Source organism: uncultured Brachybacterium sp. (assembly GCF_947500705.1).
In the GTDB taxonomy this organism is placed as follows: domain Bacteria; phylum Actinomycetota; class Actinomycetes; order Actinomycetales; family Dermabacteraceae; genus Brachybacterium.
In genome coordinates this window covers 13,573-30,667 of the sequence record NZ_CANMSY010000014.1, presented here as the reverse complement: position 1 = coordinate 30,667, position 17,095 = coordinate 13,573, and the positions used below count along the sequence as shown (strand labels likewise).

The following is a 17,095-nucleotide window of genomic DNA, read 5'->3' as shown; positions in this document are numbered from 1 at the left end:
TCGGTTGTTGGCGCGGTAGCGCCTGGCGACCCCGCTGTTGCGGGACCTCCCCTTTGGGGACTCCGAAGCGGGGTGGGTGTCAACCCCGAAGAGTGCAGGTCTTGGGCGACTTTTTCGCCCGAGCTTGCGAGGGTAAAAAGTGGCTCATGACCTGCACGTGGGTTGACACTCGGGGTCCCCTCTCGGAGTAGACTGAGAGGGCCTGCAGCAGCAGCTTGGTAACCACGCTGGAAGCCCCGCCGACGTGGCGGGAAGCGGAGCGAAGGCGGAGCTTTGACCGCCGCAGAACACCGCCCGCAGCGCGGGGCCTCAGCAGGCAAGAAAGCACGGTGCGTGCGACAGTGGCGAAGCCGCTCGCGCCGTTCCGCGGAGCACGGAGTGCTCCACAGACAGCACGAGCCACGCGAGTTCCGTTTCAGGACAGAGCGGAGCCCTCCTGGAAGGGCTCCGCTTGGTCAGTCCTCGAGGTCCCCGAAGAGGGAGTCCCAGCACTCCGTGTGGATCCCGGAGATGAACTGCTCGCGGACCGCGCGGGGCAGTCGTCCGGCGGCGTCCTGGATGGCGGCGCCGGCCTCGAGGTCGGCGAACTCCTCGTCGGTGAGGGTGATGGAGCCCGCGTGGCCGCAGAAGGTGCAGCAGGGGGTCTCCACCAGGGTGTGTCCGTCGAGCGTCTCGAGGACGCGGTCAGTGAGGTTGCGAGTAGTCATGGTGTGCTCCTTGTTCGGCGGGTCCCCTGGCGAGGGGTGCTGACGTGGAGCGGGGGATGCGCTGGTGGGGGTGGTGCACCCCGAAGGGTCGAGCCGTAGGCGAGAGCCCGGGCAGCCGGTGAGCATCCGAGAAGATTCCGGCGAAATAAGCGCAGCGCGTCGGCATCTTGTCGGGGACCGCCGGCCGAGCGCAGCGAGCCGGGTGTGCTCCTCCCCCACCAGTGCGTCAAGATCCCCCGATCCAGCACCCCGGGGGCCCGTCACCTCGGCATGGAGCACACTGCGCACCTCTCCCCCCCTACCGATCTGGCGACGTGGCAGGGTTGGCTGGTCACTGCGCAATGCATCGTTCGCACTGCGAGCCGAAGTGCGAACGATGCACATAGTGCATTCCGTCCCCGCGCAGCGGTCCGGCTCCGCAAGGCGGAGGGTCTGTGCTCTAGCGCAGCTCGTCAGGGACGTCGTTGAGGTCCGCGCGAGCGGCCTCGCCTCGACTGTCCTCGTGCGAGGGATCGAGCAGGAGGAGGGAGAGCTCGTCTTCGACGACGCTCCGTCGTGCGTCGGCGTTGTCGGCGGCGTTCATCGCAGATCCAATCGTGGCAGGCGAGCCGGAGGCTCGGGCAGCTGGTCCATTCCGGCGCGGCGGGCTGCTTCCCGAGCCTGCCAGCGCAGGGCGTAGCTGTAGAAGACGCTGCGGGAGCGGTCGACGACGCCGGCGAGCCGGTCCTGACGCATGGCGTCCCCGACGGCGCCCGCGACGTCGTCGGGGACGAGGAGCTGCTGTGAGCGGTTCGCGCCGGCACCTGCGGGGCCGAGGATCTCTCGAACGGCCTGGCGCTCTTCGACGGTGAGGGCGGCGAGCTCGCCGATGGCGCCGGCGGCCCACAGGCCGAAGCTTCCCGGCGAGCCGGGCCGGTGGTCGAAGTCGACGATGTACGCCGAGCGCACGTCGCGAAGATCGTCGGGCGTGAGGTAGACACTGCTGCGGCGGGTGGGCTCCTCGGAGGCCGGCGGCGCGGGGCTCACCGCTGCGGGGCGGTCTGCCGGAGCCGGTGCGGGCGACTGGGGCGCGGGGGGCTGCTCCGCTCCCCCGTCCTCACGGGTCGACGTGTTGTCGACGGCGCCGGCGATCGCCTCCGCGTTGCGCTCGGAGAGGCTGCGTCGCTTGGGCTTGGCCATCAGTGGGCTCCCATCGTGAGGTTGAGCAGGTGATCGGTCGCGGCGCGGTAGTCGGCGGCGACCGCGCTGTCGGGGTCGTAGACGCTCACGCCCATGCCGGCGGTGTAGGCGTCGCGCACGGCGACGGCCTGCCGCACCGGCGGCGTGACGCGATCGCCGTAGCGCTGCGCGAGGAGCTCGAGGATCTCCCGATCGAGCAGGCGGCGGGAGTCGACCATGGCCGGGACGACAGCGCTGATCTGCAGGCCGGGGCGGATGCGGCGCGTCAAGCGCTCGGCGATCACGGCCTCGAGGCGGTCGAGCTGGTCGTAGGCCTCGGTGGCGGCCTGCAGGCTGACGATCACGTGGTCGGCGGCGGCGAGTCCCGCCATGGTCAGGGCGCCGACGTTCGGGGGCGTGTCGATGACGACGTGGTCCCACCGGTCCCCCACCGTCGGGAGCATGTCGCGCAGGCTGGTGACCAGGTCCGGCGGCGGCTGCTCCTCAAGGGCGGTCAGGTCGTGGGCTCCGACGATCACGTCGACGCCCTGCGCAGTCGGCGCGGGCTCGGCCGCTTCCCGCAGGGTGGCGGAGGCATCCAGCACCTCGGCGGCGGTCGCTTCGATGGGCGTCTCCGGGGTGATCCCCAGGCGGGTGGACAGGTTGCCCTGCTGGTCGAGGTCGATGGCGAGGACTCGGAAGCCGCGGCGCGTCAGGGCGAGGGCGATCTCGGCTGCGGTACTGGTCTTCGTGGACCCGCCCTTGGGTAGGGCGCAGGTGTAGACGGCCATGGGGCTCCTCTCGATGGAAACAGGTTATATCACTGTGTGCACTAGTGCGAACCGTGCAGGCGGTGCACAGCACGCACGGGCAGGTGGAGAGCGATGCACGCACCATCGACAGTGCAGGTAGTGTGCGTGCCGCGATTAGTGCATTCAAGGGATGACTAGTCCGCGATCTTGTACTGACGGGGCCGCTGCGCGGTGTAGTGGAGGCGCCGCGCCCACTGGTCGAGCTCGGGGACGATCTCGACGTCGGGCCGCACCAGGAGCGCGTTGGAGCCTGCGGTGCCGGCGGTCAGGATCGGACCGGGCACGCAGGCGATGCGTGGCGAGTGGGGAAGGGCGGAGTGCGCCTGCTCGATGACGAGCGCCGCGTCGGCGAGATGCGCGAGGAGGCGGCTGGTGGGTCCTTCGAGCACCAGGGCCCCGCTCGAGGCGAGCGTCTCGTGCCATGGGGTGACGCCGCGCCGGGCGATGACGACTGCGCGGTCGGGGGCGCTCAGGGTGAGCGCATCGAGCGCGGCGCCGGGGATGCCGGGGCCGTCGTGCAGCAGCACGCAGCTGTCGCTGTGCTCGACAACGGCCAGCGCAGCGTGCTCGGCGACGCGTGCACCGTGAGGGGTGGGGTCCAGAGATCCGAGGATGTGGACCAGCCGGGCCTCGAGAAGGTCGAGGCGGCCATAGGCGCGGACGGAGAGTCCATCGATCGCCAGGCGCGTGGGGATGGGCATGGGTCCTCCTGTCGAGGAAATACACTTTGTGCACTATCAGCACTCCGCACCCTAACTGCACTAGTGCATACAGTGCAAGTGGTGGCGAGAGTGCGTTTAGTGCAGGGGGTGCTAGCCCGCTTCCCGGGCCTGCCCCGGTGGCTCGTCGAGAGAGTCGAGGTACATCTGGGCGAGAGTCTCCTCGACCTCGGGGTCGGTCTCGTCGACGTCGCGGACGACGCGGATCCAGGGTCGTTCGCGGCGGAGCTGCTCGAGCTTGGCCCAGTAGGCAGCTCGCTCGCGGCGGTGCTGGTGGATGCGGCGCACGCGGGCCTCGATGGCACCGAGCTGCTGCGCCAGGAGCTCGAGGCGGGCGTCGTCGGCGGCGAGCTCGTAGCCGTCGCGGTCGTTGCCGGTGATCAGCCCGTAGGCGAGGGCGGTGTCGCGGGCGTCGCGATAGGCGTCGGCGCTCAGGCCGGTGACCAGGGCGATGCGCGCGCGTGAGGTGGCGCCGCGCTCGACGGCCTCGAAGAGCAGCCCGGTGGCCTTGCCGAGCACCGTGAACACGGGGCGGACGGCCTGGGTCTTCCCGGGCCGCCAGCGCAGCTCCTCGACGAGGGAGGCGTGCCGGTCGGGGATGCGCAGCTCGTACTGATCGGCGTAGATCCCGCGGCCGCGGGCGACGAGGACCACCCACGGGTCGTCCTCGGCCGCGAGAGTGCGCAGGAGGGCGGCAGCACCGGTGCGGGAGTCACCGAGGGCTACGGAGTGCCAGCGAACTCCCATGGCGGTGACAGTGGATCCGACTGTGCTGGCGGCCTGGCCGAGGGCGCGCAGTGCCATCTGGTAGTCCCAGCCCTGAGCTCCGGGGTACTCGCCGGCGGCGTAGCGCTCCACGAGCGTGATCCATGCGCGGATCACGCCGTACGTGTCGTGCACCGAGGGGGAATCCCCCCCGCCCCGGGTGTGTGTATTGGCGCTAGTGTCAGAGCTGACGGCAGTATCGTCCCTGGTCACGATGACTCGGCCGGCTTTCTGGCGTTCGCGGCGGGCGATCTCGGCGGCCGCGCGGGCGTACTCGTCGCGCAGGCGGTCGAGGCCCTTGTGCTCGAGCAGGGAGCGGAGGCCCGGCCACTGGGGCTCCTCGCCGAGCATGCGAGCGCGGACGTCGGTCTCGGTGAGGCCCGTGGCGATCGCGGACATGAGGACCGCGCGGCGGGCCTCGGAGGCGCTGGGGTAGCCGTGGGCTCGCCAGTCGCCGCGCTGGGCGAGGTCGGTGCACGTGGTGCTCATGTGGCGGCCGATGCCGCGCACGAGCACGGCGCGGATCTCCTCGTCGGTGATCGCGTCGGCGATCGGATCGGCGGAGCCGGCTTCACGCGCCCGTGTGCGGCGCTCTGCGCCGCGTTCACGGTCTTCCTCGAGGAGTGCGCGCAGCTCGTCCGCCAGGGCCGCACGGAGGCGCGTGAGGGCTCTGGCGGGGGAGTGGGGGCCGGCGGCGATCGCGCGCGCCGAGTCGGCGTCGTGCGCGAGCTCTCGGTGGCCGCCGCGCTTGTGGGCGCTGCCGGGGATGGTGATCAGCCCATCGCTGACGTTGCTCGTCGGCTTGAGGTCCAGGGTGGGGAGGCGCCAACCGAGGGCGAGCACGAGCGAGTGCGCCTCCTGGGCGCCGATGGGGTCCTCGAGCAGGACGTAGATGTGCGCGCCGCCGTGGGCCCGGTCCACGAGGTAGATGAAGCCGCACTCGTCCAGGAGCGAGGTCGCCACGGCGAGGTCGTTCTCGACGGCGACGATCTGATCCCCGGTGCGGTCGTGAGCGTCGAAGTCCAGTGGGAGGAACCGGGTGCGGCCCTGGGCGTCGTAGACGTGGACCGCGACGGGCTGCGAGGGCGGCGCGTCGGTGAACCGCTCGACCCTTCGGCCGAGTCGTCGGGGGAAGGCGACGCTCGTGCTGCGCCGCTCTGCCAGGCGGATCAACGGTCGCTGGTTCAGCAGCTCGAGGCACAGCCGCCACGTGTCGGTGGGGGAGAGGGTGGCGTCGGAGGCGGCGCGAGACACACCGGTGGTGTCGTACTTGCCTACGACGACGCGACCCCCGTATCCTGGGGGCATCAAGTGAATGGACCTCCTTACTGGTTCGCCCCGGGTCGTCAGCGGTAACTGACTCCCGAAGACTTCTGAATCGCCCTCGCACCTGCGCCAACAGGTTCGGGGGCGAAGTCTTTTACGCGGTTCTTCGGTCGATGCTGAGGCTCTGCTGTGCGCCACCACTGCGAGCCTGTTCAAGGTCGAGAGCGTCAATCCACGGCACCAGCTGCTCCGCAGCGAGGTCTGTGACTGGACGGCCCACCAGCTCCGCGTAAGCGAACAGCTTGTCGCGGCGCTCCGCGGGGATGCGGACCTTGATATCGGCTCGCTCCCCCTTGCTGGGGCGGCCTGGGCGTCTGCTCTGGGTCATGTCAAGAACACTACACAGGCGAGCGAGTTCCGGGAACTGTGTGGCGCGGCGTGTCGTGGTCATGACTCGCGCTCCCAGGGGCTGTGAGCGCTGATCGCGCCGTCGAGCAGGTGGCCGTAGTAGGTCGCATCGCTGGCGAGGGTAGTCAGGGCGATCCAGTCGGCCGGCCATCCGGGGACGCCTCGGATGAGGGCGTCGCGGTAGACGTGGCCGTTGTAGTAGCCGGGGATGCCGTCGATGACGCGGAAGAGCTTGTCGGAGTCTCGGGGGACGAGCAGGCTCTCGCTCTGGCTCAGGGTCACGCTCCATTCGGTGATGTCTGGGTGCTCAGAGCGTGCGTGCTCGAGCAGGGCATCGACGAGTTCGTGGACGGTGGCGCGCTGGCCGGCGTGTGCGTGGTGCTGGGGGTCCATGGTCAGTGCCTATTCATGCCGCTGCGGCGGAGTGGGTGCCTGGGGGTCCGTGCGGTGATGGACGATCGCGGTGTGCGGGCTCCTGCCAGGGCTTGGGCGGTGAACAGACCACGCTGCCACCTCGGGCGGTTCCGCAACCCGGCTCGCTGCGCTCGGCCCGCGGCGGGCGAGAACTTCTCCGACGCGGTCGCAAGCTCCCTTATTTCGCCGGAGAACTTCTCTCCCTTGGGGCTGCCCGGGTCCTCCGCTGCGCTGCGGCCCTGTGGGTGCTCCACCGCCTGATCGAGGCGGCCTCTGTGTCCTGCCACCACCCGGACAGCCCAGGCAGGAGAGCCACCATGAACAGCGAGATCGTCACCATCTACACCCGTCCCGACTGTGGTCCGTGCACCGCGACGAAGCGGGCGCTGGCGAAGGCCGGCCTGGCCTTCGTGGAGGTGTCCCTCGAGGACGTGACCGACGAGCAGCGGGCCGCGTTCCAGGCGGCGGGCTTCATGCAGGCGCCGGTCGTGCTGACCCCAGGCGGAGACGCTTGGGCGGGGTTCCGGCCGGACCGGATCAAGCAGCAGTGAGGCTGAGGGGTCCGTCCCTTCGGGGGCGGGCCCCGGGCCGGCGCCGCGGAGCGCGGGCGCGGGCGCGGTGCTGGTCCTGGCGGTCTCGTGGGCAGCGCGCAGGGGCGCGCTGAGCACGTGGGGAGGGGCGCTCACGATGCTGCGCCCTGTGGCAGCTCGGGGTGCGAGCGAATGTGCTGCACGGCCCGCTGCATGTTGGTGATCGCGGTGGCTTCGTCGTCGACGGCGGAGTCGAATCCGCCGTGGGGGTCAAGCGGGAAGCAGTCGATCGGGTCGCCTGTGGTGAGCGTGAGGCGGAGGATGAGTGCCGAGGTGGCGTGGCCGCGAGGCCCGTGTCTCGGGACGACGCGCACGATGTGGTCGGTGTTGACGAGCACGTTGGCGTCGAGGTTGATGTCGGTCATGCGGATGAGCGTCATGAGGTCACTCCTTCGTGGGGTTGGGGATGATGGTGCGGACGCGGTTCCGGAGCATGGCGACGACGTCGTGGACGTCTCGGCGGCACTCCCACCAGTTGTCGGGATCGTGGAGGACCCCGACGGCGTACGCGTGCCGTGCGAGCTGTGCGGCGCTGGAATCTCCGTGGCGATCCGCGATGTCGTGGCGGAGTTCGTCGGCGGTGCTGAAGGCGATCCCTGCGATCGTGCGTCGATACTCCTCCGGGACATCGTCGGGAAGGTCCCGGGCGTGCGCGAGAGCAGTGAGAGCCTGCTCGGAAGTATCGACCTCACCCTGCTCATCCGCCCATGCACGGCGATCGGGCTCCCGGCCCTCCGTGCGCGCCCACCGCTCCTCGTCCTCGATGGCCATGTGCAAACAGCCGTACAGATAGGAAATGTTGCCGCGCATCGCCTTGACCAGCGACGTCCTGACTGGCCAGTCTTCGATGCGTCGGGCCATGCGTGCGGCAATGCGCCACGTGAGCTGATTGGTGAGACCGTCGAGTGGGGTCGCGCGCAGTATGGCGGCGCGTTCCTCGCCGAGCCACGTTGTGAACTGCTCGCGTCGGGGCGTGGTGGAAAAGTAGACGTCTGGGTAGGTGGGGTCCAGGAAGATGACCCGCCCGAATCCGTCGAATTTCCCGCCCGGGCGTCGGTGCCATGCGAACCGCGGCGACCATGGGTTTCTAATCATGACGTCACTCCTTCGTGGTGCTGGCGAGGCCTTCGCTGATGGCGGCGGCGGCTTCCTGGTAGGCGGCCCGCGTTGCGGGCGCGAGCACGTCGTAGTCGATCTCGTCGCCGGTGTCGAGGGCGGAGTCGAAGGGAATCGGGATGATCGCGCGGACCCGGTCCTCGAAGCGTTGTGCGATCGCTCCGGCATCGCCGCGACGGGTGGCGGAGTCATGGAGCAGCACGACTGCGTTCTTCACGAGCTCGGCGTGTCCGAGGCTGGTGAAGTTGTCGAGCATGACTTCGGCGGCGTAGGCGCCGTCGGCACCGGCGGAGACGGGGATGACGAGCTGGTCGGTGGCCTCGAGGGCTGAGGTGAAGTGCGAGACGCGGTGGTTGTTGCCGGTGTCGATCAGGATGAGGGAGTAGAAGCGCGAGAGGATCTCGTGCACCTGGACGAAGGCGTCGCCGTCGACGAGGTCCTGGCGGTCCCTGGACTGGTCGGAGGCGATGACGCCGAAGAGGTTGTCGCCCTGTCCACGGGTGTAGCGCGTGAGGGTGGCTCGCTTGCTTCCCTGGACGGTGGTGAAGTCGTCGGCGGCCTCCTCGAGGAGGTCGACCACGCTACGGGTGTGGCTGTCCTTCTGGGCGCGGAATCCCAGCGTGCCTCGGGTTTCGTTCGCGTCCCACGCGATGACATCGCCGCCTCGGATCCGACCCATGGTCGCGCCGATGCAGTAGGTGTCGGTCGTTTTCCCGACGCCGCCCTTCTCGTTCATGAAGGCGATCGTCTTGGGCTCCCCGTAGGTCGTCTGGATGATCACGCGCTGTGCCTTGTCCTTGGCTGCGGCCTCTCGCTCGCGGGCGGCGCGGCGGCTCTCCTGGGTTGCCTCGGTGCGTGCGCGCTCCTCTGCGGCCAGGCGTTCTTTCTCCTCGAGTGCGATCTGCTCACGGAGGGCGGCGCGGCGCTGCTCGAGCTCGGCGGCGCCGGGGGTGAGCGTGAGGCCCATCTTGTTCAGGCTTCCTCGGATCCCGAGGGTTGCCGGCTGCTGAGCAGTCTCAGCCCATCGGGGGTCTGCTTCGATGGGGTCTGTGATCTCGGGAGACGGGGTGGCGTGTGCGGTCGCGAAAGTCGGTGCCTGGTCAGAGTCGCCGTGCTGCTCTGGGACGGAAGAAGCGGGAGTGCTGGGCTCGGCGTCCGGAGCTGACCGCGGCTGCTCCGGGACGGCGGGCGGCATTGCTGGTGCGGCCGGGGCAGAGATCGAGCTGGCGGCGCGGGGCCGTGTCACGTCGAGGTCTTCCTGGGGCTCTTGAGCCTCGATGACCGTCTCGAGGGTGCGCGGGGAGACGGTGCCGTCAGGGGCGATGAGGAGGGGCCAGCTGCGACCGTTCTCGGCGGCGGTCGCGGGAAGTGGGCGGCCGAGCTCGGCCGCGCGCTTGGCGATGCGCGCGATGGCCTCCCGGCGCGCCTCGGCGGCGCCCGAGGCGGCGATCGTCGTGGTCCCGCCGTCGACGGTGACGGATCCGGTGCCGTCGTGGTTGATGGTGATCTGGGCGTCGGTCATCGCATGTCTCCTAGGGTCACTGCTCGGTGGTGGCGGGCTCGATGCCGCTGGTGAGCCATTGGTCGGTGGGGGTGAGACGGGTGACGGTGAGGGTGAGGTCGCCGGCGTTGGTGGGGATCGTGACGGTGGCGCTGGCCATCGTTGCGGCGACGATCTCGGGTTCGCCGGTGAGCTCGGTCTCGGCGACTCGGTAACCCCACCAGCGGTCGCGGTACGAGTCCTGCGCGATCGGAGTCAGGGTCTCCATGAGCCGCTCCTGCCACTCACGCTGATCGAGAGTCGAACCCTGCACCCAGATCTCTGCGGTGACGGTCGCGGCCGCGGCCGCGCCCTCTCGTGCGTCCTGGTCGGCCTCCTCGTCGATGAGGCTGTCGTCCGGGATGTCGTCGGGGCCATCGCTGGTCGGGGAAGGTGTGCTATAGGTCCAGTCCGGCTCGTCCGGGGTGGACTCGGTCGGCGCCGGCGGGGGCGTCGTCGGAGTCGGCTCGGAAGGGGTGCACCCTGCCGCGAGCACGAGAAGCGCGGTGGCGGCGACGTGCGGGAGGCGTCGGCGGATCATGCGGCCTCCTCGGAGGTGCTGGGGAGACGGCGCACATCGACGAAGCCTCGACCGTCCTCGACCTGGGCATCGATCTCCTGCACGCCGGGCTCGGTGCCGCCGTTGTAGCGGGTGGACTCGATCATCTTCCCGTCGCCGCTGTAGATCGCGACGTGGCTGATGGCGTCGGGAGACCCGACGGTGCCGGTGCGTCCCTTGGCGTAGAAGATGAGGTCGCCGGGCTGGATCTGGTCGGGGGGAACGCTGGTGGAGGCGAGGCTGTCGAACTGGGCCTGGGCCGTGCGGCCGATCTCGTTGGAGTCGAGCCCGAAGGCGAAGAGCACGAAGCCGCTGCAGTCGATGCCGGTGTCAGGTCCGTGCTTGCCTCCACCGCCGAACTCGTAGGGCGTCCCGAGCAGGGTGCGGCCGCGTGCGATGGCCTCCGCGGCGTCTCCGGTGGCCTCGACGGCGGGGGCGGCGCAGGAGTCGCCGCCGGCGTCGCTAGCGCCCCCAGCGTCGCTGGCGCTGGCGCTGTCCACGTTGACGTTCGCGTTCGCCAGTCCCTCGAGGATTGCTTCCGCCTCGTCGAGGTGCTCGGCATAGGCGTCGGGATGGGCCGAGCGCTGCACGGCCTGAGCTGCTTCGGTAGGGGGCATGGACTCCCACCCGGAGATATCCGTCAGGCCAGGGATGTGGCCGTAGCCAGTGCCACCGCCCACCGAGCCGTAGTCGCCGGCACTCTCGGCCGTCACGCCGTTGTAGAACGCCGTCGCGGCGTAGGAGACATCGTTGACCTCTTCGAGGGAGCCGTACCAACCATCCAGCTGTCGCTGCTGGAACACACCGGCGTCGCCGTTCTCGTCGGGGCTGGCGGTGCTGGGGTTGTTACCGAGTTGACTCTCCTGCATCGCGGTGATCAGGGCGATGAGCTGTCCCTGCTTTCCGACTCCCAGCTCCTCGCCGACTTGGGCGATGACTGCGGCGTTGTGGAGCGCGTCGCCGCTGTAGCCGGCGATCTCCTCGGGCAGGCCGTCGACGTTGACGGTGACCGCTGCGCCACCTGGGAGGCATGCCGCTGTGACGTCCTGTTCGTCGAGCACAGCAGCGCCGACGACGGTCACGCCGAGGAGCATGACTCCCCCGACGCCGAGTGCGAGGACCTTCTTCACGCTGCCATCACCCCTGTGCGCTGAGGCCCTGGCGAGGGTCGAGCTGTGCGAAGACGAGCTCGCGGGGGATCAGGACGGTCGACTTCGGGGCGTCCGAGAGCGTCAGCGCTCCGGTGAGCTGCCCTTCCTTGATCCAGTTCAGGATCGTCAGCTTCGTCCATCCGGTGAACTCGGCGATGTCGGTGGCGTCCATCATCATCGGCCAGTCGCGGCGCATCGCCCGATCGAACTGAGGTTGTGCAAGTTTCCGCATGCTTGCATGCTACGGGAACATGCGAGACTATGGAAGCATGATGAGACGTAACTACAGGGGGCTACGGTGAACGACTGGCAGGGCGGGAGCTACGAGCGTCGTCAGAGCGCTGCCCATGAGCTTCTTCAACAGTCCGGGCACCTCCCTGGTGCGGCCACCCCCGCGGAGGCGGAGACGGCAGAGTCGCGGGAGGACCGAGCGGATGCGACGAAGGGGCCCGCTTCCCCCTCGATTCCCCCGAATCGTTCAGATGCCACGCAGACTTCCACAGGCGTGAGCGAGCGCACAAATCAGCCGTCATACGCCGCCCTCGAGGTGGCCCCTGCCGGTGACCACCGACTGGTGGCGTCGGAGGGGTGGCGTCGCCGCCTCGCGCTGGCCACCCTCGGTCTGGTGAAGCTGCGTCCGGGCAAGGAGGAGCTGTCGCGGCTCGACGACGAGCGGGACGCGGGCCTGCAGCTCTCACGCCCCATGACGGTCGCGGTCGCGAACCACAAGGGCTCGGCCGGAAAGACTCCCGTGGTGGCGCTGCTCGCCGCGATCCTCGGTGAGCATCGCGGCGGCGGGGTTGTCGCCTGGGACAACAACGAGAACCAGGGCACGCTGGGGTTGCGCACCGCAGCAGGGCGGTTCCCCACCACGGCGGTCGACCTCCTGGACAGCGCGGAGCTCTTCGAGACGGGGCGTGGAGGGACGGGCGATCTGGGCCGGTTCCTGCGCCACCAGCAGGTGGGCAAGTTCGACGTGCTCGCCTCCGCGGAGGACTCCCGCAGTATGCGGATGATCGGCCACGACGAGTTCATGAGGCTGCACGCGATCCTCTCGCGCTTCTATCAGCTGATCGTGGTCGACACCGGCAACTCACTGCTGGCCCCGAACTGGACCGCGGCCGCTGATACCGCTGACGTGCTGGTGATCCCCCTGCGCTGGTCATACGACCACGTTCGCTCCGCGCAGCAGATGATCGTGCAGCTGCACGAGATGGGCCGCGACGACCTGGTCCGCAACGCGGTCACGGTGATCTCTCACGTGCGCGGCGCCGCGGTCGATCGTGAGAACGCACCGAAGTGGCGGGAATGGTTCGAGGAGAACACCGCTGACGTGCTCGAGATCCCGTACGACTCGCACATCGACGCCGGCTCACGGCTGTCCTTCGATCGTCTCGCTGCCCCCACGCAGCGAGCATTCCTGCGCCTGGGAGCGACCGTTTCCCGGACGTTGGCGGATATCGACAACCCCTACCTGACCGCATCACCCACCACGGAAGGAAACTGACATGAACCCGTTTGAGGGAGTGACTCCCAGCCTGGATATCTTCGGCGCGGAGGTGAACAGCCTCGTGGCCCTGGTCCTCGGCGGACTGTGGGCCCTCGCGTTCGTAGGGTGTGCGATCGGCGCGCTCATCGGCACAGGGAAGTGGGCCGTCGCGCGCCACTCCAACCGCAGCGAGGAGATGACCGAGGCTGCGGGGCAGCTCAAGGTCGCGCTCATCGCGTTCGGCGCCTGTGCGGCGCTGGGCATCATCTTCGCCGCCATCCTGTTCATCGTGGGCACCGTGCAGGGCGGTGAGTGATGTCTGAGCTCCGGGACGAGCAGCAGGACCGGCACCGGCTCCGCCGGGGGCCGGTCATCGCGGTGCTCTCGGTGGCCGTTCTGGTGCTGCTCACACTGTCGGGCGTGCTCGGGGCGCAGCTGCTGTTCTCCGACGACGAGGAGCCGCCAGCGGGCGGGGCGACGACGTCGTCCGCGCCCCCGTCGAGTCAGCCCGTGATTCGGGACGACCTCAAGGTCACGGTCGGGGAAGGCGGCTCGGCAGCTTCCGAGCATGATCCCTCCGTGCCCGTGGGGTACGAGCCGACCTGCAAGGGAGCGGTCGAGGCCGCGACCAACTACCTCGTCGGACTGGACTACACGAAGGCCACCTCCGGAGAGCTGAGCCAAGAGGAATACGTTGCGCTCACCGAGGAGCTGACCACCGGCGAGTACCAGGAAAGTTCAGTCCAGAGCACGCGAGAGATGCTCGAAGAGTTTGGTGACGCAAAGAGCCCCCGCGGTTCGATCCGTCCCGACTGGGGCGGTTTCACCGTTGCTGAGTGCACGGAGGAAGAGTCGGCCACCGTGCAGATCGTGCACGCCTACGACTACTGGGGAGAGGGCGAGTTCTATTACGCCACCTCCTCGACGACGCTGGCCTGGGTGGATGGTGACTGGAAGATCAGCGGAACTGACCAGGCGGAGGCACCGACCACGTTGCCTGAGGAGCCTGTTACCGAGCCGGACGATGAGGTGTCGACCCTGGTGGGAACGCACACCCAGTGGGAGAACTATGAAGACGCGAGCTGAGCACCCCCGCCGCCTTTTGGTGGCGGCGTTAACTCTGTTTCTGGCGGTCATGATCGGTGGAGGTCCTGCCCTCGCTGAACCGTCTGCGGAGGACGAGGAAGCGGCTCGCGCCGCCGGCAACACCGCTGCGGCAGAGTTCGCGTGCGACCTGTTGCCGATCGGCAACGGGGATCTCCTGGAGAAGTGTGTCGGGCTGGCTGAGGGAGCGATCGCGAAAGCTCCGTCGTTCGAGGAGATCCAGCCTCAAGTCATGTGCGGCGCGCTACTGCCGCTCGGCCCCGTCCCTACGGCGGGCTGTGTCGCCCTGGTGACTGCCAACATCGGCGGCCTGCGAGATGCCGCGCAGACGGCCTACGACGCGACGATCGGCCAGGCCGAGGAGGTCATCGACACCGCCAAGAAGGCGAAGGCGTTCATCGACGATCCGCAGAGCGCGTTCGAGGACATCGTGAACATGCTCAAGGAAGGTGCGGTCGACTTCCTGAACAAGGTCATGGGCGAACTGGTGAACATCGGAAACGCCGATTTCAGCGCCGAGTGGTGGCGGAACGCTTACGCCGCTGCCGGGGGGATCGGGCTGTTCGTCGCGGCGGTCATGATGATCATGGTGCTCAAGGACGCGGCCCGTGACCGTATCTCTGCGCACCAGTTGGGCGAGAGCTTCCAGTACCTCATGGGCGGGATCATCTCGATGGTCTGGGCGCCGGTGCTGGCCTACGTCGTCCAGAACATGATCGCGGCGTTCAACCGGGGGATCATTGCCTGGGGTGGCGAGGATATCTACGAGACAGTGCTCGAGGGGGCGATCTTCTCGATCACCGCGAATCTGATGCCGGGCGGTGTGCTGATGGGCCTGGTGTTCTGGTTCATCCTGTTCATCGGCGCCGTCTTGGTGTTCGTGATGTTCATTGCGCAGGGCATGGCGGTCTACATGACGTCGGTGGGGATGGCGATCGCGTTCGGGATGCTCGCCCATCCGCGGTGGAGGTCGAAGGCGCTGCGCGTCCCCATGCTGGTCCTCGGGATCATGCTCACCAAGCCGACGCTGCTGTTCGTGATCACGGTGCTGTTCATGATGATCCAGTCGTTCAAGCCGCTGAATCTGCTGGGGCAGGACGCGCTGCAGACCCTCGGTGAGGGCTGCATGATCATCCTGGCGCTTCTCGCGGTGGGGCTGGCTCCCTGGGTGGCGTTCAAGTTCATCCCGCTCCTGCCGGACGGCTCGGAGGTCGACGGCGGCGGGTTCAACCCGGCGTCGGCCGCCGCCGGCGCGGCCGGCGGGATGATGATGACCCTCGGGATGCGCCGTATGCAGACCGCCGGTGCGGGAGCCGGGAGAGACGGCGGCTCGCCGCCGTCGGGGAAGACCTCCTCCACGATGAAGTCGGCCCCGAGCGCGCCGGCGTCAGGCACCCCGAGCGGGAAGAACCCGGCGTCGGCGACGGTGGGCTCTGCCGGTGGAGGAGTCGGCAAAGCGGGTGCCGCTGGCGCCTCTGGCGCCAGCAAGGCAGGTGCTGCCGGTGCCGCGGGCAAGGCCGGTGTGGCTGCGGGCGGTGCGGCCACGGGCGGCGCACTGATCCTGGCGGCCATGGCCGCCAGGGGCACGCAGACCGCTGCCGCGACCGCGAAGACGGCCGCGGAGAGCGCGGCACCGCCTTCGCAGGGCCCGTCGCAGGAAGAGCAGCAGAGCTCACTGCATGATCGACGGAAGTGGAGCGAGTGATGGCCGTGACGCATGTGCAGCTCGGTGGCGAGCTGCAGGGCCGCTCGATCTTCGGGAGCAGCCGCAACCGCCTCGAGCGGATCGGTATGTGGTCGACCCTGGCAGTGCTGGTGGTCGCGCAGCTGATGGTGATGCGCTGGTCCTGGACCGTCCTGCTGGGCGCTGTTCTGCTGGCCACGACCGTGTTCGTGTGGTCACCGAGGCCGAGCTTCGGCCACAAGTCCGTGGTCGGGATGCTCGCGATCCCCCTGCGTCGACGCTGGAACCGCCGGATGAAGACGCTGGACACGGTCGGGGGAGAGGCGGCCGAGGCCGCTGAGGGGAATGTCCCTCACCTGCCGGCTGCCGTCGGGACGTTGCGTGGCTTCGAGATCGAGCTGTGGCCGGGGGCGGAGCATCCTGGACGTGTGGCTGTGCTTCGTCAGCGGATCCACGACCAGACCCAGTTCACGATGGTGCTCGAGTTCCGAGCACAGCAGTCTGGTGTTGTCGACGGGCTTGAGGGGCTACGGAACCACGCGGGGTGGGCGAAGTTCCAGGCCGTGATGGCACGTCAAGGTTCGCTGGCGAGGCATCTGCAGCCGGTGGCGCGGATCGTGCCGTTCGACCCGGCCGATCACGTGCAATGGCTCATCGATGCGCTGCCGGACAACGCACCGGAGATCCTCGTGCGTTCGTACGCCGAGCTCGTGGACGGAGTGATCAGCGAGCAGGAGCAGAACCGCACCTGGTTGACGATCGGTGTGCCGGCGAGTCGCGAGTTCTACGCGGCGGCCGATCGCGTGGTCCTCCCGGACGACATGAACGAGGCCAGTGACCGGGAGCGGGCCGATGCCCGCACGGCCGTGGTCCTGGCCACCGAGCTGCGGCGGATCATCTCCGCGGGCCGCGCCAACGGGTTCTCGTTCCGGGAGCTCGACGAGCGACGGCTCGCCGCGGTGACGCGCAGCCTGCAGGATCCCGATCAGCCGTTGGATCGCCTCGAGGGCGCTGACCGGTTCTCGATGTGGCTGCCGTGGATCGGCTCGGAGTCCTCCCGGTACCTGGTGATCGAGGGGAGCCAGAAGCGGTGGTACACCCGCACGGCCGTGGTGCCGCGCGACGGGTTCGCGGCGGGAGAACTGCCGGTCGACATGCTGGTGCCGCTCCTGACGGGCGTGAACCCGGCAGTGGTACGCACCGTGAGTACCCACGTGACGGTGGTGCCGGCGACGACCGCCCGCGCCGAGGCCCGGGACGACCTGACGATGGACCGCTCGGCGGTGCAGCAGAAGGCCAAGGAGGTCTCGGACGGGACGAGCGAGGCCCAGCTGACAGCGTCGCAGCGACGGCTGCAAGACCTGCAGCCGGGATCGGGCGTCCACGGGGCGGAGTGGGCACTGGCCGTGACGATCCAGGCTCCCGACCTCGAGGAGCTCGAGCGGGCGGTCAACGCGATCGAGGAGGCCGCTGCCGAGTCGCACATCTCGAACCTCGACTGGCAGGACCACGCGCACCACCTGGCGATGCCGCTGACGCTGCCGCTGGCTACCGGAGTGCGCCGGCGTAAGAAGAAGTGGCTGCCGACGTGATCGCCAGCGCAGCAAGCCCAC

The 17,095-nt window shown here is 69.0% G+C and carries 20 protein-coding genes; 6 read left to right on the top strand and 14 right to left on the bottom strand.

The window, feature by feature from the left end:
- Positions 1–455: 455 nt before the first annotated feature.
- From Q0937_RS16965 to Q0937_RS16930, 8 genes are all read right to left on the bottom strand, one after another.
- Positions 456–707 carry a hypothetical protein gene (locus Q0937_RS16965; protein ID WP_299306061.1) on the bottom strand — a complete coding sequence of 84 codons (252 nt, stop codon included), beginning with the start codon at positions 705–707 and terminating at the stop codon, positions 456–458.
- Between the two features lie 439 nt (positions 708–1,146).
- Positions 1,147–1,290, bottom strand: coding sequence for a hypothetical protein (locus tag Q0937_RS16960; protein WP_170931753.1), 144 nt, complete (start codon positions 1,288–1,290; stop codon positions 1,147–1,149).
- The gene (locus Q0937_RS16955; RefSeq protein WP_299306058.1) at positions 1,287–1,886 is read right to left on the bottom strand and encodes a hypothetical protein; all 600 of its coding nucleotides are present in this window, start codon (positions 1,884–1,886) and stop codon (positions 1,287–1,289) included. The genes Q0937_RS16960 and Q0937_RS16955 overlap by 4 nt, the downstream gene beginning before the upstream one ends.
- On the bottom strand, positions 1,886–2,656 hold the full coding sequence (locus Q0937_RS16950; RefSeq protein WP_010552413.1) for a ParA family protein: 771 nt from the start codon (positions 2,654–2,656) through the stop codon (positions 1,886–1,888). The genes Q0937_RS16955 and Q0937_RS16950 overlap by 1 nt, the downstream gene beginning before the upstream one ends.
- Positions 2,657–2,811: 155 nt before the next feature.
- On the bottom strand, positions 2,812–3,378 hold the full coding sequence (locus Q0937_RS16945) for a hypothetical protein (RefSeq protein WP_299306055.1): 567 nt from the start codon (positions 3,376–3,378) through the stop codon (positions 2,812–2,814).
- A 111-nt stretch (positions 3,379–3,489) separates the two neighbouring features.
- Positions 3,490–5,469, bottom strand: coding sequence for a hypothetical protein (locus Q0937_RS16940; protein ID WP_299306053.1), 1,980 nt, complete (start codon positions 5,467–5,469; stop codon positions 3,490–3,492).
- Positions 5,470–5,581: 112 nt separating this feature from the next.
- Positions 5,582–5,815, bottom strand: a complete 234-nt coding sequence (locus tag Q0937_RS16935) for a hypothetical protein (protein WP_087483182.1) — start codon at positions 5,813–5,815, stop codon at positions 5,582–5,584.
- A gap of 59 nt (positions 5,816–5,874) precedes the next feature.
- Positions 5,875–6,228 (bottom strand): hypothetical protein, encoded by a 354-nt coding sequence (locus tag Q0937_RS16930; protein ID WP_299306051.1) that lies wholly within the window; start codon positions 6,226–6,228, stop codon positions 5,875–5,877.
- Positions 6,229–6,566: 338 nt separating this feature from the next.
- Here Q0937_RS16930 and Q0937_RS16925 point away from each other — a divergent pair, with 338 nt between their 5' ends.
- The gene (locus Q0937_RS16925) at positions 6,567–6,800 is read left to right on the top strand and encodes a glutaredoxin domain-containing protein (protein WP_010552472.1); all 234 of its coding nucleotides are present in this window, start codon (positions 6,567–6,569) and stop codon (positions 6,798–6,800) included.
- Between the two features lie 131 nt (positions 6,801–6,931).
- On the opposite strand, the gene Q0937_RS16920 is transcribed toward Q0937_RS16925, so the two are convergent.
- The 6 genes from Q0937_RS16920 to Q0937_RS16895 are packed head-to-tail and all read right to left on the bottom strand — an operon-like array spanning position 6,932 to position 11,437.
- Entirely contained in the window at positions 6,932–7,219 is a 288-nt protein-coding gene (locus tag Q0937_RS16920) for a hypothetical protein (protein ID WP_299306048.1), read from the bottom strand.
- Between the two features lie 4 nt (positions 7,220–7,223).
- The gene (locus Q0937_RS16915; RefSeq protein ID WP_299306046.1) at positions 7,224–7,934 is read right to left on the bottom strand and encodes a hypothetical protein; all 711 of its coding nucleotides are present in this window, start codon (positions 7,932–7,934) and stop codon (positions 7,224–7,226) included.
- Between the two features lie 4 nt (positions 7,935–7,938).
- Positions 7,939–9,477: an AAA family ATPase gene (locus Q0937_RS16910; RefSeq protein WP_299306044.1), complete on the bottom strand. Its 1,539-nt coding sequence runs from the start codon at positions 9,475–9,477 to the stop codon at positions 7,939–7,941.
- A gap of 16 nt (positions 9,478–9,493) precedes the next feature.
- Positions 9,494–10,036 (bottom strand): hypothetical protein, encoded by a 543-nt coding sequence (locus Q0937_RS16905; RefSeq protein ID WP_299306043.1) that lies wholly within the window; start codon positions 10,034–10,036, stop codon positions 9,494–9,496.
- Positions 10,033–11,184 (bottom strand): C40 family peptidase, encoded by a 1,152-nt coding sequence (locus tag Q0937_RS16900; protein WP_299306041.1) that lies wholly within the window; start codon positions 11,182–11,184, stop codon positions 10,033–10,035. The genes Q0937_RS16905 and Q0937_RS16900 overlap by 4 nt, the downstream gene beginning before the upstream one ends.
- A gap of 7 nt (positions 11,185–11,191) precedes the next feature.
- A complete protein-coding gene (locus tag Q0937_RS16895) occupies positions 11,192–11,437 on the bottom strand; it encodes a hypothetical protein (RefSeq protein ID WP_138983810.1) in 246 nt (81 codons plus the stop codon).
- Positions 11,438–11,710: 273 nt separating this feature from the next.
- Between Q0937_RS16895 and Q0937_RS16890 the strand changes: the two genes are divergently transcribed.
- The 5 genes from Q0937_RS16890 to Q0937_RS16870 are packed head-to-tail and all read left to right on the top strand — an operon-like array spanning position 11,711 to position 17,074.
- Positions 11,711–12,712, top strand: coding sequence for a ParA family protein (locus tag Q0937_RS16890; RefSeq protein ID WP_299306036.1), 1,002 nt, complete (start codon positions 11,711–11,713; stop codon positions 12,710–12,712).
- A gap of 1 nt (position 12,713) precedes the next feature.
- A complete protein-coding gene (locus Q0937_RS16885; protein ID WP_087483175.1) occupies positions 12,714–13,010 on the top strand; it encodes a hypothetical protein in 297 nt (98 codons plus the stop codon).
- Entirely contained in the window at positions 13,010–13,780 is a 771-nt protein-coding gene (locus Q0937_RS16880) for a hypothetical protein (protein ID WP_299306033.1), read from the top strand. Before Q0937_RS16885 ends, Q0937_RS16880 begins: the two co-directional genes overlap by 1 nt.
- Before the next feature lie 49 nt (positions 13,781–13,829).
- Positions 13,830–15,503 carry a hypothetical protein gene (locus tag Q0937_RS16875; RefSeq protein WP_299306032.1) on the top strand — a complete coding sequence of 558 codons (1,674 nt, stop codon included), beginning with the start codon at positions 13,830–13,832 and terminating at the stop codon, positions 15,501–15,503.
- Positions 15,503–17,074: an SCO6880 family protein gene (locus Q0937_RS16870; protein ID WP_087483172.1), complete on the top strand. Its 1,572-nt coding sequence runs from the start codon at positions 15,503–15,505 to the stop codon at positions 17,072–17,074. The genes Q0937_RS16875 and Q0937_RS16870 overlap by 1 nt, the downstream gene beginning before the upstream one ends.
- Positions 17,075–17,095 lie beyond the last annotated feature (21 nt).

Coding starts and splice junctions, on each gene's coding strand:
- Q0937_RS16965 (WP_299306061.1), bottom strand. CDS start 707: ATGACTACTCGCAACCTCACTGACCGCGTCCTCGAGACGCTCGACGGA.
- Q0937_RS16960 (WP_170931753.1), bottom strand. CDS start 1,290: ATGAACGCCGCCGACAACGCCGACGCACGACGGAGCGTCGTCGAAGAC.
- Q0937_RS16955 (WP_299306058.1), bottom strand. CDS start 1,886: ATGGCCAAGCCCAAGCGACGCAGCCTCTCCGAGCGCAACGCGGAGGCG.
- Q0937_RS16950 (WP_010552413.1), bottom strand. CDS start 2,656: ATGGCCGTCTACACCTGCGCCCTACCCAAGGGCGGGTCCACGAAGACC.
- Q0937_RS16945 (WP_299306055.1), bottom strand. CDS start 3,378: ATGCCCATCCCCACGCGCCTGGCGATCGATGGACTCTCCGTCCGCGCC.
- Q0937_RS16940 (WP_299306053.1), bottom strand. CDS start 5,469: ATGCCCCCAGGATACGGGGGTCGCGTCGTCGTAGGCAAGTACGACACC.
- Q0937_RS16935 (WP_087483182.1), bottom strand. CDS start 5,815: ATGACCCAGAGCAGACGCCCAGGCCGCCCCAGCAAGGGGGAGCGAGCC.
- Q0937_RS16930 (WP_299306051.1), bottom strand. CDS start 6,228: ATGGACCCCCAGCACCACGCACACGCCGGCCAGCGCGCCACCGTCCAC.
- Q0937_RS16925 (WP_010552472.1), top strand. CDS start 6,567: ATGAACAGCGAGATCGTCACCATCTACACCCGTCCCGACTGTGGTCCG.
- Q0937_RS16920 (WP_299306048.1), bottom strand. CDS start 7,219: ATGACGCTCATCCGCATGACCGACATCAACCTCGACGCCAACGTGCTC.
- Q0937_RS16915 (WP_299306046.1), bottom strand. CDS start 7,934: ATGATTAGAAACCCATGGTCGCCGCGGTTCGCATGGCACCGACGCCCG.
- Q0937_RS16910 (WP_299306044.1), bottom strand. CDS start 9,477: ATGACCGACGCCCAGATCACCATCAACCACGACGGCACCGGATCCGTC.
- Q0937_RS16905 (WP_299306043.1), bottom strand. CDS start 10,036: ATGATCCGCCGACGCCTCCCGCACGTCGCCGCCACCGCGCTTCTCGTG.
- Q0937_RS16895 (WP_138983810.1), bottom strand. CDS start 11,437: ATGCGGAAACTTGCACAACCTCAGTTCGATCGGGCGATGCGCCGCGAC.
- Q0937_RS16885 (WP_087483175.1), top strand. CDS start 12,714: ATGAACCCGTTTGAGGGAGTGACTCCCAGCCTGGATATCTTCGGCGCG.
- Q0937_RS16880 (WP_299306033.1), top strand. CDS start 13,010: ATGTCTGAGCTCCGGGACGAGCAGCAGGACCGGCACCGGCTCCGCCGG.
- Q0937_RS16875 (WP_299306032.1), top strand. CDS start 13,830: ATGATCGGTGGAGGTCCTGCCCTCGCTGAACCGTCTGCGGAGGACGAG.
- Q0937_RS16870 (WP_087483172.1), top strand. CDS start 15,503: ATGGCCGTGACGCATGTGCAGCTCGGTGGCGAGCTGCAGGGCCGCTCG.